The sequence below is a fragment of the uncultured Nostoc sp. genome (assembly GCF_964245445.1).
GTDB lineage: Bacteria > Cyanobacteriota > Cyanobacteriia > Cyanobacteriales > Nostocaceae > Nostoc.
In genome coordinates, this window is sequence record NZ_CAXTNE010000059.1 from 15,643 (window position 1) to 31,401 (window position 15,759).

The 15,759-nt window shown below is 42.1% G+C and carries 12 protein-coding genes; 6 read left to right on the forward strand and 6 right to left on the reverse strand.

Annotated elements, in window-relative coordinates:
* Nucleotides 1-23 precede the first annotated feature (23 nt).
* Both ACFE90_RS12900 and ACFE90_RS12905 read right to left on the reverse strand, forming a co-directional pair.
* Nucleotides 24-215 carry a DUF6887 family protein gene (locus ACFE90_RS12900; RefSeq protein WP_229455084.1) on the reverse strand — a complete coding sequence of 64 codons (192 nt, stop codon included), beginning with the start codon at nt 213-215 and terminating at the stop codon, nt 24-26.
* Nucleotides 212-397, reverse strand: coding sequence for a DUF6888 family protein (locus ACFE90_RS12905; RefSeq protein ID WP_375501037.1), 186 nt, complete (start codon nt 395-397; stop codon nt 212-214). The genes ACFE90_RS12900 and ACFE90_RS12905 overlap by 4 nt, the downstream gene beginning before the upstream one ends.
* Nucleotides 398-507: 110 nt before the next feature.
* On the opposite strand from ACFE90_RS12905, the gene ACFE90_RS12910 reads away from it, so the two are divergent.
* The 4 genes from ACFE90_RS12910 (at nt 508) to ACFE90_RS12925 (ending at nt 8,466) form a co-directional block, all read left to right on the forward strand.
* Entirely contained in the window at nt 508-3,429 is a 2,922-nt protein-coding gene (locus ACFE90_RS12910) for a GAF domain-containing protein (protein ID WP_375501039.1), read from the forward strand.
* 784 nt (nt 3,430-4,213) lie between these two features.
* Nucleotides 4,214-5,215, forward strand: coding sequence for a hypothetical protein (locus tag ACFE90_RS12915; protein ID WP_375501041.1), 1,002 nt, complete (start codon nt 4,214-4,216; stop codon nt 5,213-5,215).
* Nucleotides 5,216-5,235: 20 nt separating this feature from the next.
* A complete protein-coding gene (locus ACFE90_RS12920; protein ID WP_375501043.1) occupies nt 5,236-7,983 on the forward strand; it encodes a tubulin-like doman-containing protein in 2,748 nt (915 codons plus the stop codon).
* 30 nt (nt 7,984-8,013) lie between these two features.
* Nucleotides 8,014-8,466, forward strand: coding sequence for a hypothetical protein (locus ACFE90_RS12925; protein ID WP_375501045.1), 453 nt, complete (start codon nt 8,014-8,016; stop codon nt 8,464-8,466).
* A gap of 511 nt (nt 8,467-8,977) precedes the next feature.
* On the opposite strand, the gene ACFE90_RS12930 is transcribed toward ACFE90_RS12925, so the two are convergent.
* The 3 genes from ACFE90_RS12930 to ACFE90_RS12940 are packed head-to-tail and all read right to left on the reverse strand — an operon-like array spanning nt 8,978 to nt 13,154.
* Complete coding sequence (locus ACFE90_RS12930) at nt 8,978-10,456, reverse strand: nickel/cobalt transporter (protein ID WP_375501047.1); 1,479 nt, start codon at nt 10,454-10,456, stop codon at nt 8,978-8,980.
* 23 nt (nt 10,457-10,479) lie between these two features.
* Complete coding sequence (locus tag ACFE90_RS12935; RefSeq protein WP_375501049.1) at nt 10,480-11,874, reverse strand: tetratricopeptide repeat protein; 1,395 nt, start codon at nt 11,872-11,874, stop codon at nt 10,480-10,482.
* Between the two features lie 5 nt (nt 11,875-11,879).
* Complete coding sequence (locus ACFE90_RS12940; RefSeq protein WP_375501051.1) at nt 11,880-13,154, reverse strand: DUF4331 domain-containing protein; 1,275 nt, start codon at nt 13,152-13,154, stop codon at nt 11,880-11,882.
* Nucleotides 13,155-13,512: 358 nt separating this feature from the next.
* Between ACFE90_RS12940 and ACFE90_RS12945 the strand changes: the two genes are divergently transcribed.
* Together ACFE90_RS12945 and ACFE90_RS12950 are read left to right on the forward strand one after the other, a co-directional pair.
* Nucleotides 13,513-13,668 carry a DUF2256 domain-containing protein gene (locus tag ACFE90_RS12945; protein ID WP_094341107.1) on the forward strand — a complete coding sequence of 52 codons (156 nt, stop codon included), beginning with the start codon at nt 13,513-13,515 and terminating at the stop codon, nt 13,666-13,668.
* Between the two features lie 125 nt (nt 13,669-13,793).
* Nucleotides 13,794-14,747 (forward strand): isoaspartyl peptidase/L-asparaginase, encoded by a 954-nt coding sequence (locus ACFE90_RS12950; protein ID WP_375501053.1) that lies wholly within the window; start codon nt 13,794-13,796, stop codon nt 14,745-14,747.
* A 236-nt stretch (nt 14,748-14,983) separates the two neighbouring features.
* Here ACFE90_RS12950 and ACFE90_RS12955 read toward each other — a convergent pair whose 3' ends face one another.
* Nucleotides 14,984-15,676, reverse strand: coding sequence for a calcium-binding protein (locus tag ACFE90_RS12955; protein WP_375501055.1), 693 nt, complete (start codon nt 15,674-15,676; stop codon nt 14,984-14,986).
* Between the last annotated feature and the right edge of the window lie 83 nt (nt 15,677-15,759).

Genomic DNA, 15,759 nt, shown 5'->3' on the forward strand with positions numbered 1-15,759 from the left:
TTTATTTTTGGAGCTATTGCAGATCATTCCGCTTGGGATTGTCTAATTTTCTCGCGGACTAGCTGCTCAAATTGATCCATTGAAGTGATCTCAATGCCAGGTTCATCTTGTAGTCTGTCCATGTATGCTTGGAATGCAACCTGGTCTTGTGGATGGTTTTTTACGTAGTCTCTCAATTGCTCTCTGCTCATTGCGGCAAGATTGATATCGGTCATAAAAACCTCACTTTTCCGTTTGGGTAAATCAGCACTTCTATTTCCTCGCCAGCCAAGACATAGATTTGGTTGGTTCTCTCATCTAGCCTGACTGCATTAATGGGCAGCAGTACATTACTTAATCTGACGCAAACTAAGAGAAATTCAAAGGTTTGTTTTGCTGTAGGTACTTCTGGGTACATAACCCTCTATTAAGCTGTCCAGGTTCAATATTTAACACTTGTGGCAATATTAATCAGGGTGCTTTTCTGGGCATCTTATATATTACAAGTTATGTTAACCAATAAATCAGATGGGGCAGCCGCAAAAACCTATAGCCGCCGAACAGCAGATCCTCTCATTGGGGCGCGTCCTCCAGAGCCTTAGAGAAGAAGATGATGTTGACGTTCTGATTGAAACTACTATTTCTTATCTTAAAGAACAGTTTGACTACAAACTGATTTGGATTGCTCTTTACGATCGCCTGAATCATATATTATTTGGCAAAGGTGGCATCACACCCGATCGTGACACGAGCTTTTTACGCCAAAGGCTTGTTCTCAGTCCTGGGGATTTATTAGAGCAAGTGGTGATTGAACAGCATCCTTTGGGCATAGCTGATTTGCAAACTGAAATCCGCGCCGCCGAATGGCGAAAAATTGCCGAAAAATCCCACATCCAAGGAACGATTATTTTACCAATTCGCTATAAAGACCGTTGCTTAGGAGTGCTGTTACTGGGTTCAGAACGCTGGGGCTACCTACTGACAGGAGAAGCAAAAGCACGTTTGATGATGGTTTTAGGCGAACTGGGGGCAGTGCTTTATCAAAATGAGATGGATTTGCAGCAAAAGCAAATCAAGCGAACCGACGAGCCATTATTAGAATTGCTAGAAAATTTACGCACCCTTGGTAACCTTAATCAAAGACTAGAAGCAGCAGTGCAAGCAACTCATAAATTTGTCTCTCCCAACCGGACAAATGTTTACTGGTTTGAGCGAGAAGGGCGGTATTTTTGGTGTCGGATGAGCAATCAGCTTGTCACAATCGATCGCAATTCTAGTAGTCAGCAAGCGGCGGGAATGACGGTACAGGAGTTGAGCGACTTTTATTATGCTTTGACAGTTAACCAAATTGTCTCGATTGGTGATGCACGCAGTTCTTTAAAAAGTCATTTTACGGCAAAATTGCTGCAACGGCTGAAGGTGCGATCGCTCTTGGCAGCTCCGATTATCTGGCAAAAAAACTTGCTTGGTTTTCTGGCGGTCGAAAGCAATGAACCTCGAATCTGGACGGAGACAGACAAAAATTTTGTCCAAGGTGCTGCTGGCTTAATTTCTCTGGTCGCAACTACCGAAAGCATGGAAAGCACTATCAAACAGATTCAAGAGGATGCCCAACTAACTGGCCAAATTGCTCAAGGTATCTATAGCGAACATGACCTTCAGGAAACTTTAGACAGCTGTGCTAAAAGAGTTTTAGCTCGATTAGCTGCCACCCGCTTTTTGCTATTGCAGTATGATCCTGAACAGAATAATTATCAATTTATTTACCAAAGTCAGCCCCATAATCGCCGACGGTTGGCATTTGCCCTTAATACTCTCAAAGAGTTAGATGGGCAGCTTTTGCAACGTTCAACTCAAGCGGTGGAAATTCAGAATTTAGATGAAGATTTACGCTTTTTTAATTGGCGTCCTTTGTTGTTAGAAAGTGGAGTGCGATCGCTACTTATTTGTAAATGCACTCACGATCATATACCAGCAGCGCTTTTAGTCATCACTCACGACAACCATCGTTCTTGGACAACTCTAGAAAAAGAATTATTATGGGCCGTTAGTCAACAGATTGGTGTAATTATCCGCCAGTGGCAATTACATAACCGCACGACCCAGCAGCAAAAAACTTCCCAGGCATTTGAGCAATGCCTACGCATCCTGACACAATCCCAAAATAGCAAAATCGAGGTAGGTAAAAAACATTTAGAACGTACAGCGCTCGAACAAATAGCATCGATTCTGGGTTGTCCCTTAGCGGTACTGCTATCCTGGTCGCCTGGTGAAAATTGGGCCGAAATTATCCCTGGAGTGGTTGACAATAGCCTATTTGGGCTTTTTTCCGATGCATCTATTTTTATCCAGACTGAGGCACTAATTCAGTGGGCACTTGCCACAGAGAGTTACTTGACTTTGAACGTAGATAATTTACCCCCCAAAACTAGAACATGGTTGAATACTCCAGACAAAGGTCAAATTTTGGTAATGGCATTACGTACCAATACTGATTATGAAATTACGGGTGTAGTGTTGTTAGCAGATTATCAAGAGCGTCACTGGTCTGAACAAAACCTCAGTGCAACTGCAACTCTGATTTCTCAATTAGCCTGGTGGCGTCGTGAAAAGCTAATTACCCGACTTTTAGAATCTACAACAGAAGATTTACGACAACTCAACTGGTACAAACATCGCCGCTTAGAAGAAATCCAAAGAATAACGGCGCTATCCCTTAGACAAATACATGCTTTGGGTATTCCTGCTAATGAATTGACTCAGATGCGCTACGAACTATTGCTGCGACAATTAGATCATACAGCCGCCTCCATGAGTGGAATGCTAAAACTTGAGCAATGGCAGCTACATGTAAGTTGGGAAACTATGCCCATAGCCAGTTTACTAAAGCGATCGCTCGAACGCATTGAAAATTTACTTAAACACCAAAAGCTGTGGATTGGTGTGCATGGCTTGGGACAACAGATTGAAGAACAATCGCCAAATAATTCTTCACTCACTAGAGGTATTCCTACCTTAAGCGCTCAATCCGCAATGGCGATCGCTGGTGATATTGTCAAAATTGAGTTAGTTATCCATGAATTATTGGTTAATGCTTGCAACCGTTCTCAATCCGGCGGCAGAATTGATATTTGGTGTCGCCGTTTGGATGCGTCAAAATCCTCAAATTCAAAGTATTCTTCTGAAAGTGGAGGGACTGAACATCAGACATCTTTAGAACTGTCGATTACATATGACGGTGCGATCGAACTACAGTTACTCACAGAACTACATGATAATACACCCAAAGATGTGCTTGCTCCTTCTAAACTCGACCAACCACCAGGTTTACATTTGCTAATCTGTCAAAACCTCATGCAGGAAATAGGAGGAGAGTTGAATTTCTATCAATTACCAGATAATCGGGTGGTTAGCCGCTTGTTGTTGACCTTAGTTGATCATAATTCTTAGCGCAGGCGCAGCTTTGTATAAAATCGTAACGAATCAAGGGTTAAAGTTTAAACGCAGAGGCACGCGGAGAATTCGCTACAAAATAATGAAATGCTGTACTTGGTTTAAATTTAAACACAAATGCGGTTAGCTTGCCGCAGTGTAAAGTAGTACTTATGTATTATCTTGCTGTGGTTAATTATTTGGGAACTGCTATAACTACAAGCGTTAACAATTTATCCTTGTCACTGTCAAGGTTAATTAAACGGAAATATAAAATTATCTTGGCAATTATCTCAACTATTTTGTATATATTTACTAGCTCAACTCTTTATTGAGCCAGTAGTTTTTGATATTTGAATGTCTCAAAAAAAATGTGACATTTTTAAAAATACTAGTTAACATATAACTTGATAAAACGCTGCTCAATACAATTCCTTTTTTTTAATTAAAAAAAAGGAATTAGCCAGTTAAAGTTTGTCAAACTTTTCTATAGAGTTTATCTGCAAATATGATTAAAGCAAAAACAATTATCAATTGTTATTAGTACTTTTTTGGTGATTTAAAGATTGCCGCAATATTTAGCCAATTATTAACAAATAAATTAAAACATTTTTTTGCAATTACATATCTTATTAAATGCTTAATCAAGTTTATATACCGTTTTGAAATACAAATAGCCGATTTAGCCTACATTTATTAAGTAATAATATGGAATCATTACATCAAATGATAACTGCCAGTTTATGGATTAATAATTTAATACAAAAAAAATTATATTAGTAATGTCAATGCTAAAGTAAGTTTGCAGCTAGAAGACCCTCAGCAAAGTGGTATTCGCTTAATTTCACCCGATCGCACCATCGACTTAGCTGCTAATCAAGCTACAGCAATCCCTGTGCGCTTACAGATACCACCGGAGGCAAAGGGGGGCGCTAGTAGCTTACGCTTGGTGTTGATAAGTGCAGATCAAGCGATTGCACCAATTAAAATTGACCTACCTGTAACCATTCAGTCACAACTGCAAATACAACCTAAAAAGATAGATTTTGGCTCAATAGAAGCAGGTAAAACCACTGAAACCCAAACTTTGGTAGTTCGCACCAATACATCTGGAACAGCTAGCTTACAACTGCAAGGCAATTTCAAAGACGTTTCTATGGCAGAACCTTCAGCAGCCATATCCTTACAACTAGGAGAAACTAAAATTCCTGTGCAGTTGCAGGTTACTGATAACAGTTTTGCAGGCGATCGCACCTTCACCTTAGTCCTAACCCCAGATAACTCAATTACTAATCCTGTCAGTGCGGGAGTTCATCTGTATATTTTGATGCCATTATGGCGAAAAATACTTATTTGGTTACTCTTAGTGCTGTTGGTGTTGTTAATTGCCCTAATAGTAGTTTGTTTGATTCAACGCAAAACCCCCTTGGAATTAGTCGAAGATTTCCGCAACCGCAACCGTTTAGAAGGAGCGTTGGTATTGCTGGAACCACTGCCACAATCATCGGAAGACGAAGAAATTAGTCTTACTCATTTACAAAAAGGCAGAGTATGCCTGAGTGATTTGATACCAGCCATTGCCGCGACAGATTCGGATGCCGAGTTAGTCACAGTTTGGCGGTTAGGCAAAAAGAATATAGATTTGCGATGTTTGAAAGGTGTAATTTTTGTCAATACTAAAAATATAAATACAGATGAACTCTTCAACGAGGACATCATCCAAATTTGCAACGTTAAGTTGCAATTTAACTGGATTGAACACCAAAGACCCTCTGAGCCAGGCAGTGGGCAAACAAACTTTTGAATAATATCACAGGAAAGTGAATGTTAAGTCCCACGGTTGTGCGTCCCACGGTTGTTTTTCGTCCTACCGTTGTTATCGGGCTAGGAGGAACGGGTTATGAAGTCGTACTCAAACTTAAAAAGCGATTTATAGATGTTTACGGCTCAGTTCCAGAAGTTATCCGTTTTATTTCTATTGATACTACTGAAAATATCCAAGAACGAGAAAAATCACCTGATGGCACTAAGGTTTTCTTAGAACCTAATGAACTTTATGCAATTTCTGTCGCAAATCCACTACCGTTAACACGTAACGACCACATCGCTGAATGGTGGCCTAGGGACATTTCCGCAGCCAGCTTGATCAGTGGCGCTGGACAGATTCGGGCCCGAGGACGCCTCGCCTTGTTTGCGAAAGTAGGCGATATTGACGCTTTAATTGCTCAAGCAATCAATGCTGTCCGCGAAATTCGCACTAGTAAACAAGCATTTTCAGATAACTTTCAAGTTTCCAGTCGGGATGGTGTCGAAGTTTTTATTGTTGGCAGTTTGGCTGGTGGGACGGGCAGTGGCACATTCTTAGATGCGGCTTTTTTAACACGGCAACATATCAATAATTTTTCTAATATTACGGGAGTATTTGTTTTACCCAGAGTGTTTGCCAATATTCCCCAAACTCACTTGGTCAAGTCTAATGCTTATGGCGCTCTCAAGGAAATCGAACACTTTTGGGGATTGTCACCATCTAATAGCATTGAGATTGATTATGGTATCAGAAAAATCAAAGCCGATCGCCCTCCCTTTGATGCTGTATTTTTAATTGACGGGGTTAACAAAAATGGAACTGTAGTTGGTCGTCCAGACGATTTGCAAAATTTAGTTGCAGATGGCTTATACATCCAAATTGGTTCTCAAATCGGTCTAGACGCTGCTAACGTTGCTGATAACATTCGCGCTTATCTGGCAACTGGTGAAAAAGTTCGAGGACGCAATATAAATTACTGTAGTTTTGGCTTTGCTACCTTGACTCTGCCAGTACAGCAATACGAGCGGATGAAATTAGAAGATGCTCAAAGTTTGCTGAAGAATGAGTTAATGGCATCTACGCTAGCAATCGATTTAGAAAGCGACATCGCCCGGTTTTTAGAAGATTGCAAGTTAGCAGACGCTACTACTGTCTTGAATGCTTTGACTGAAAGCGATCGCGGTGGACAAATGAAACCCGAATTTAGAATTGGCGAAATCCGTCATGATCGCACTGCTTTACCGACGATCAAAGAACTCTACAAACGACAGCTAGATCAATTTGAACAACGGACGGCTCAAGAATTGGGATTGAATTTTCATCGCTTACAACAGACAACAACTGCTGCGATCGCAACTTTCTGGGAACGCGGTCTTAACCGTCCCAATGGGCTAGCTTATGTTTCGGAATTTTTGAGCAAACTTTCCCAAAAATTAGAAGAATTACAGCAAGGTGTGCAGCGCAAATCGCAAGAGGCGCAATCTAGTTTCAATGCTTTGAAATTAGAACCACAAGAAGAAAAAATTAAAGAAGCCGCAGAAACTTGGTTCCCAAATAAAAATACTATCCAAGCAGCTTGTCAGAGATACAAAGAACGGGCTGACCAAAAGTGGAAGACTTATTTACATTGGAAACGGTGTGATAAAGCGGCTGAACTTTATGGTGTACTGCGGGCTAAGGTAGAGCAAATCCAGGAAAAGTGTCAGCGTCTACACAGCAACTTAGATAAAGTTTACCGAGATTTAGAACAGAGTTATCACGAGGTCAACCGTCAAGGAAGTAACGATAATCCTTTTATTCACACTATTGGGCGCATCAATCTGCAATCGAAACGCCCCAAAGTTACTGGCGAAGATTTTATCCGTTGGCATCGAGAACAGTCTCAAACTTTAACGAATTGGTCTGAGAAAAAAGCTGAAGATGTCAAGAACGAAATTCTGAAATTTGTAAATGAAGCTTACTATCCTCTCACCAGTATGACTGTTGAGCAGGTTTTAGCAGATAGTAATCCCGAAGATGCGGGACAAGATTTGCAACAACTTGGCAAACTTGCAGTTCCTCTCTGGCAGTATGAAGTATCGGAAATTCCCATTCAACAGCAACACTTAATCACAGAATTTTATTATTACGGAGTAGAGAGCAACAACACAATTTTCAGCGATCCACCTCTTTCTAATCGCTTGCCTAAAGGAAATAATAATCCTTCTTTCGTACCGACAGGCGAACCCCATAAGGTGATGCTGTTTCGGGTAGAAGTCGGTGTCCCCTTATTTGCCTTCAATGGAATGAGGGAACTGGAGTCAGCTTACCTAGATCCGAATAAAGTCTTCAAGCACTTACATCGCAATTGGACAAACTTAGCTAATTTAATTCCACCGGAAGACGACGGTGGGGCGTTGCGTTGGTTTGCATTAGCCTTAGCACCCGATCCATATAAATTGGTTGTCAATGAGGGTAGGAAATATTTCGTTTCTACACAACAAGCGAAAAAATTAGAGGGCGGGGTTTTGCCTTTGGGAAGCGATCGCAAATCAGCATTTAAAACTTTCAAAAGTAACTTGCCTCTAGTCAAGGAAATTGCTAACAAAGTTGAGCGTATTACTTACGAAGACCAAGACATAGCCAAATTTAGTTTGCAAAACTACATCAAGCACCTGAATCAGGTTTTAAAGGGAGGTAAGGTTGATGCCCAGATTCAAGAACAGGTAGAAATGGAAATCCAGGAAATTGAAGCTTACCTGGAAGATTTAGATGTGATTATTTAGCCCCATAGTTTGCACTCTGAGAGTGTCCCCATGCCAAAACCAACTATTTTACTTGCACTCGATCCTCACAGTGCCGCTTTTTGTGCAGCCTGCTATGAACGGACTCAGAGCGAACAAATCGATGAAGACGAAAACATTCCCGATTTAATTCCAGAAGAAATTGGTTCTGGTAGGGAATTAAAACTAGCTTATCAGAAAGTAATCTTAGCAATCGCTCTTGGGCTACTAACCCAACGTTCTCAAGGTGATTATCAATTCAACGGTCGATCACTTGGGAAAGATCGAGAACAAATTGCCTTAGCTTTAGCAACTGAGTTCACCTTTGAGGAACTTTATGGAAACTTAGAAAAACGTATTGAAACATTTGAACGTGATTTTATTTACCAGAAATTACAGGAGTTAGGAACATCTGCTTCATATTTAAATCATTACGAAGGTAAGCTTTTAGATCATCTACTCTCAGACTATAACCCTCTGAATTAGGCATTAAATCGCCCTCTTTATGGTACAATACGCGTTCAGTTAAGACTTAACTCTTTACTAAAGTCAATTTTTTTAACGAACCGCTAAGGACGCAAATGCGAGTGCGTCTCGCAGAGAAGGAAGAGAAGGAAGAAATGCTTAACTGAACTGTATGGCTTTATGGTATGGCGAGAAACGCGAACCATCCATTTTGCAGAACTTAAATCAAAAAAATATCCCATCGTAGGGGCATATTGCAATACGCCCCTACGAATGTACTAATAATCAGCAAAAATTCCGAGTGCGAAGTGTAAAATGATTTCGTGGGCAGGCTTTCAAAGACTCAAATTAAGCCAAAAAAGTTTTTCAGCCTGTGATAAGCTAATTTCAAAGTAGCCGATTATGCACAAAGCAGTTATTAAAGAGATGAAAATAAATCGTTTCATATTTTCCTCGAAATAAAATTTTCTGACATCTAGTTGTTCAGGGTTATTTGACAAAACTGAGTGCTTTGTTATGATTGCACTTTTATCTAGTTCCAGGGATGAGCGAGTAAAGCCTGTGAAGTAATGCCTAAGCCAATTAGGGTGATACATAAAGCGCTTGCCACAGGTAACATTTTTATCCTGGGTATCTGCAATGGTAAATGCTCAAACCGATCCTTGGCGTAGACTAGCATTAAGCCGATTCCAGTTAGTACTGCTGCTAGACCTAAGCTAAAGGCAGATACCAGCGCTAATCCAAAGCCTACTCGTCCCATTGCGATCGCACTCAGCAACACTACTAAGGCTGAAGGACAAGGTAACAAGCCGCCGGAAATTCCTAGCGCTAATAGGCTAGACCACTTCATGGAACTTACATCACCGTGAGGCGGTAGATGTGAATGCTCATGGTGATGGTGATGATGCAAGTCGTGGCTGTGTTGATGACTATGTACATGGTCATGTGAATGAGAGACTTGAGTCCCTTGCAATCGACTGATAAACAAATTCAGACCAATTACAGTTACCAGCACACCAGAGAGTACGCTTAACCAAGGGTACAATTGCTCTGTTAAAATAAACTGGGATGTGCCAAGAGTAACTAGACCCAGAGCAAATATGCCAGCAGTATGGGTAATCGTCATAATCAACCCCAGGAATAAGGCATGTTGGGCATTACTACGGGAACCCACCAAATAAGCACCGACTATCGTTTTTCCATGACCAGGGGACAGGGCGTGTAAACCACCCCATAAAAAGGCGATCGCTAGAGCTATTAGGATAGTCAGGAAGTTATGATTTTCCTGGATAATTAAGCTAGTGAAGAGATCGTTGCTTCTTCCTGTCAAAGCATTATCTAAGCGGCTGGATGACTTAACAAATGGTGGAGGCGCTTGTTCACTTGATGTCAGAGACGGATTGAGTTTAAAAGAAATCCGACGTTGGTCCAGAGGACTGCTGAGTAACTCAGTAGGGTAATCTCTCAAGCGGTTGGTGATACTCAAAGAGGTGAAATCACCTTGAATGGGAATGCCATTTGCAGCTACAGTAATCTCACGCCAGCCCAAGCGCTGTGGATAAAACTGATCTTCAAATATTAACTGATTCGCGCCTATTAACTCCGTTGGCCCTTGAAAGTTACAACTCAGTCGCAGCGTAGATAATCCTCCTACACCTGGAGGAAATTCGACTGTTGATTTGATCAAAGACAGTGCTAAAGGCTGTTTATCGATCAACAGTTCCAGATGTGAGTTGACTTCCTGGCATTTTTGGTCAGGGTATTGAATCGTCTCTACAGGTTCAGCTTTGCGGTTGCGATTGGTATCTAAGTGATTAATTTCCTGAAAAGCCGGAATTTCTGCCATGTCTAGAACATAATCAATCCCCACACCATCGGTTGCTACCTGCACTCCAGCGTAGTGATTGATGGTGAAATTGCCTAAAGGATGGGCATCCGCCCTCGGCATCCAAAATAAACATATTGCGATGATTGCAGTAGTGCAAGCCAAGTAATGTAGTAGCTTTTTCATAAAGAACTCCATACAGCGTTATTTTAAATTTTGGACTTCGACTGAGCGCTCACGCCCAAATCCAAAATTGCTTGACGAGCTTCATCAGGATACTTGTGATGAAATTGAGGATTCAGATTAACAGCTTGAGTTAGTCGCTTTATTGCTTCCTCACGATTACCTAAGTGAAATGCAATCATGCCAGCATGGAATTGCAGCAAAGCATCCTCTGTTCCAAAGCGAGTTGCCCGTTGTGCTGCCCTTTGCGCTTCTTCCCATTGCCCATTAGCCGCAGCTGCCCAAGCTAACGTATCCTCTGCATATACATCATCTCGCACTGCCACTTCATTACGGGCAATCTCTAGCGCCTCTGGTAAGTGGATTCCGTGTTCGGTGTAGTAGACTGCCAAAGCGCGATCGTAGATTCCTTTAACCTTGCTTAGGTAAGCTACTACCCCAATCAAATCTTCAGTTTCAGTTGCGCCTTTTTGATCTCCCAGCGCTATTTGAGCATCAGCTTTATACCCCAGCGTTTCTACCAACGGCATTAGTTCTATACCCTGATTGGCTGCATTCAGGGCATCCTGCCAGCGATGCTGTGCCGCATAGAGGCGGGCTAGTCCTGTAAACGCAGGTATATGCCGTGGGAAGAGGTCAAAGCTCTCCCGATATCGCTGCTCAGACAGGGCAAAATCCCCAGATGCAAAAGCCAGATCCCCAGTCCGCACATGAAACCAAGCACGAGTTTCTGCGCTCGTCGTGTAGAAAGAGTCCATCTCCTGCATAGCCTCATCTAGCAGTTGTCGCGCTGAGGCGAGATTGCCAGTTAACTCTAAGTAACGGGCGACAATTGCCTTATGACCAGAGTTCGATTCCTCCTGTGCAAGGCTCTGCAATAGTTGATGAGTTGCTTCATAATCACCCAACTCCATCTGAATCGATGCCAAGAGCGAGATAATACTGGGATTATCAACAGATGAATTATTTAATACTTCTAAAGCTGATCGAAACTGGTGTTGAGATAGTAAAGCTGATGCTAAGAGCATGGAAGAAACATCATTATAAAGCGGCTGTAGTGCCAGAGATCTACGTGCCGCTTGTTCTGCTCGTAACACATCGTCTATATCTCCAATTTCTCGAAAGCGCCTCAAATATTGATCGGCTAACAGACGTAAAAATATTGAGGAATCGGGAGATTGAGCAACTTTCTCCTCATAGATGCTGATAATATGCGATCGCTGTAAATAATCGGGGAAAACTAAATCTGACTGCTGAACTGATAATATCTGCCTAGAATTAACAGTCAGCAGTTGCACAGCAGAGGAATATGCGCCTAAATTACTATTGGTGTAGCCTAAACTTAGCGCTTCTGTATCACAGGGTCTTAGTAAAACCAGTAGGCTAGTCAGCACTAACACCCATAGTATTCGTAGATGCATAAACCTTACAAAGGATTACCTAAATAAGGGAAGGTAGGAAGAAAGTTAGCATTATTAGGCCCAACATTATCACTAGTCAGCGCCGGAATTTGTCCTGTAGTAATCCCTGTAACTGCATTACCAAAAACAACAGATGCTGTTACATCAATTACGTCATCTTTTAGTCTTCTACCACCAAAGTTGTTGCCTAACTGAGTACCAAAATAACTACCGCTAGCTTTAGAAAGGTCAGCTTGGATAACATCAGGAATCGCCACTGAGATCACTGCATCGGCTATGCCTTTAGGTCTTCCGATCGCTTTGACAAAGGTTTGAATGAATTGGGATTGATTGCTAGCGTCTTGTGTTGGTGTGTGAAGATTACTATTATTATGATCCTTGTAGTCCATAAAAAGTTCATTCAGGGCTGGAACTGCTAACCGCTCAATCTGAGCTAAATTCCCGTTTCTGAGTCTAGGAGTTCTAACACTAGTTGTTATCCAAGCACCAATCTTGCCTTTACCAAGCAGTTTCCTGGGTAGCTCGACAATAATTGAGTGAACATTGAATGGGGCTAGGGTGTCTTGTGCTTGTCCAGGTGGTCTGAAGGTAAGAACTGTGAAGGGAGGATTAAGATTAGGCTGAATATTATAATCACGATCCGGGATGATTTTGAAGAACTGTTCCAGATCGAAAAAGAACGGGTCTTTGCGTGTGCCAACAAAGAACTTGATGCCGTTAGATGCGGAGAATGTTTGGTTAAGTTGCCCCGTCCAACTTACTGGAAGCAAAGCTGACGTTGTTCCTACTTTGATTGGACTACTTGGGCCGCGCACTGTGACCGTTTGCTGTGAGCCTTTACCATTTATATTGAATTGAAGTACGACATCTTCAATACTGTCGCCAGTGTTATCAATCTTGAACTGATAAAGAATATTTGGCTCGAATGGTCTATTTTCACCAGAAACGATCAGAGGGTCGAAATCCATTACTAAGACAACATTTTTGGGGTTTGTCGGACTCTCAAACACAAACAAATCTGTGAGATCCGCAGCAGTAAGCCTACTGGCAAGAAAAATTGTGTCCTGGTGGTCTGAAGCCAAAGCTTTAGGGGTTGCATAGGTTAGGACTACGAGCAAAATAGCGACAAATGCCACTATGGGACGAAAAAAACGAGTAGCTTTAGTCCAATATAGCGATCGCTTGATCCGAAAAAATGCCATATTTTGCACTAGTTTATCTATAAATACCAAGCCTTCAGTTGGTATAAAAGAAGTCAGGCTCTGAGCATTTATTCTCATAGTTGCCTTTGTTGAGGTGTTTTGTCTCTAGTATTGTATGCGTAAATAGTGCGGTTATTACCGAAGTGCTTCACAGCTTATTAGCTCCTACTACTCACTTTCCACACCAAAACTTGCTCACTTCTTGCTCACTTTTCTAGTTTATAGTTGTAAGACTTATTTAATACATATACACTACATCTGATTTTGTCAGTATTTCTGCTCATAGTTCTATATTCCTATACAGGTAGCTCAAAAACAAGTCTAAGGATAGATTGACATTACATTTGTTCGCCGAAAGTACCCTTCCTTCCTAGCAAACTGGTTATAATTATTTTCCATCTCTCAGAAATCAAATTCTCATATACAGAGTATTTATATGGGACGTGTTCGTTCTAAATCTGACCTACCGACAAAAATCTGTCCGGTATGTCAACGTCCCTTCACATGGCGTAAAAAGTGGCAAGATTGTTGGGACGATGTGAAATACTGCTCAGAACGTTGTCGTCGTCGCCGTTCTGAAGCGAAAACTTAAAGGGACTGGGGACTGGGGACTGGGGACTGGGGACTGAATTCTTCCCAATACCCAATCCCCAATCCCTAATCCCCAGTCCCCAATGAAACTAACCGCAACACAGACGCAAATAGCGCAAGAGATTAATGGAGTCACAGGTGCAACCTAAATTAATTATTCATGGGGGGGCTGGTAGTTCTCTCCACGGTAAAGGCGGATTGGAGGCGGTGCGCCGATCGCTCCATACAGTAATAGAAGAAGTCTATTCTCTACTATTATGCGGAGCAACTGCTTCTGAGGCGGTGGTGCATGGTTGCCAAATGCTCGAAGATAACCCCCGCTTTAATGCTGGTACTGGTTCAGTACTACAATCTGATGGGCAAATCCGCATGAGTGCTTCTCTGATGGATGGCGCATCAGGGCGGTTTAGTGGTGTAATTAATATTTCGCGGGTGAAAAATCCCATTGAGTTAGCACAATTTTTACAAAACTCCCCAGACCGAGTATTATCAGATTTCGGTTCGGCTGAGTTGGCGCGGGAAATGCAACTTCCCAGCTATAACGCTTTAACTGATTTGCGGTTACAAGAGTGGATACAAGAGCGTCAGGATAATTTTAAAAGCGCAATGGCTGGCGTGGTAGCAGAACCCGAACTGGTAGAAACCAGCAATGCCGGACGCGGAACCATTGGTGTGGTAGCTTTAGATGCATCTGGTAGGCTAGCTGCTGGCACTTCTACTGGTGGTAAGGGCTTTGAGCGGATTGGCAGGGTAAGTGATTCTGCGATGCCAGCAGGTAATTATGCTACTAATAATGCAGGTGTTAGCTGTACTGGCATTGGCGAAGATATCATTGATGAGTGTCTAGCTCCCCGAATTGTAGTACGTGTCACTGATGGGATGTCCCTGAAGGAGGCCATGCAGCGATCCTTTGGGGAAGCGCACCAGAACAAACGGGATTTGGGAGCGATCGCTTTAGATGCAAGTGGAGCGATCGCTTGGGGAAAAACCAGCGAAATTTTACTCGCCGCCTACCATGACGGCGAAAAAATTGGCGACACCTTGGAGTGGAATGATAGTGAATTAATTGGCTATTGTTGACCGGGTAATTAGTTATGATTTCCACATCTAAATAGCTTAAATAGCTCAGAGTTGTTAGTGAAGAAATAAGCTTCAAGTTTCTGAAGTTGAAGTTTCATGTTCCGAACTTGGAGTTTCCTGTTTTGAACTCGAAGTTTCCTGTTCTGAACTTGAAGTTTCCTGTTCTGAACTCGGAGTTTCCTGTTCTGAACTCGAAGTTTCCTGTTCCGAACTCGACATTCCGTGTTTTGAGCAAACTACGCTTGCAACAGAAAATCTGATGCCGTAAGAGTTGGCGCACCAGTTAGAGTTGCAAATAGACCACCACTGCCAAAACCCGCCGCACAGCCATTTTGGTTGTAAAATAACTGCCCACTCACAGGATCGTAGACAATTTTCGCTGTGCTAGTCCCTGCTAAATTCGTGACTTGAAATTCCTTCAAGTTACTAAAACCTGTTCCCACAGCAGAGGTAATTGCACTAAAGGTAGTCTTATCCAGTACAATCTTGTCACCTTGGGAACTGTTGAAGTCAGCGATCGCATCTTGACCAATAGCAGTCAGGGCAAAAGCAGCATCTGTGTTGTAAAGGAAAGAGTCAGCACCTACACCACTAACGAGAATATCATTGCCGAATCCACCCACAAGAGTATCATTACCGAATCCACCGATGAGAATATCATCGCCTGACCCGCCCCGCAACAGGTCATTGCCACTGTTGCCATTAATGATGTCATTACCTCCTTGACCATTAATCACATCATTGGATTTATCAAAACCTGCGATGTTATTGTTTAAGTCATTGAGGAAGGTGACAGTGTTTTTGTTGAAAATGCTAGTTTGAGTAGAGTTAGCATTAATCACATCAAAGCTGTCGGTGATGCTTGTTTGCCCATCAAACTCTATATTGCCAATAGCTGCTGAAGTTGAAGTTGCTCGCAGGTTATCCAAGTTTTCTAAGAGGAAGTTTTGCAGAGTTACTTGAACCTATCCCACTAATAATATTTTGTGAATCCAGATGTGGATAGTAGCGA

Bases quoted from the DNA above. Each gene is read 5' to 3' on its own strand.
- ACFE90_RS12900 (WP_229455084.1), bottom strand. From the start codon at position 215: ATGACCGATATCAATCTTGCCGCAATGAGCAGAGAGCAATTGAGAGAC.
- ACFE90_RS12905 (WP_375501037.1), bottom strand. From the start codon at position 397: ATGTACCCAGAAGTACCTACAGCAAAACAAACCTTTGAATTTCTCTTA.
- ACFE90_RS12910 (WP_375501039.1), top strand. From the start codon at position 508: ATGGGGCAGCCGCAAAAACCTATAGCCGCCGAACAGCAGATCCTCTCA.
- ACFE90_RS12920 (WP_375501043.1), top strand. From the start codon at position 5,236: ATGTTAAGTCCCACGGTTGTGCGTCCCACGGTTGTTTTTCGTCCTACC.
- ACFE90_RS12925 (WP_375501045.1), top strand. From the start codon at position 8,014: ATGCCAAAACCAACTATTTTACTTGCACTCGATCCTCACAGTGCCGCT.
- ACFE90_RS12930 (WP_375501047.1), bottom strand. From the start codon at position 10,456: ATGAAAAAGCTACTACATTACTTGGCTTGCACTACTGCAATCATCGCA.
- ACFE90_RS12935 (WP_375501049.1), bottom strand. From the start codon at position 11,874: ATGCATCTACGAATACTATGGGTGTTAGTGCTGACTAGCCTACTGGTT.
- ACFE90_RS12940 (WP_375501051.1), bottom strand. From the start codon at position 13,154: ATGAGAATAAATGCTCAGAGCCTGACTTCTTTTATACCAACTGAAGGC.
- ACFE90_RS12945 (WP_094341107.1), top strand. From the start codon at position 13,513: ATGGGACGTGTTCGTTCTAAATCTGACCTACCGACAAAAATCTGTCCG.
- ACFE90_RS12950 (WP_375501053.1), top strand. From the start codon at position 13,794: ATGGAGTCACAGGTGCAACCTAAATTAATTATTCATGGGGGGGCTGGT.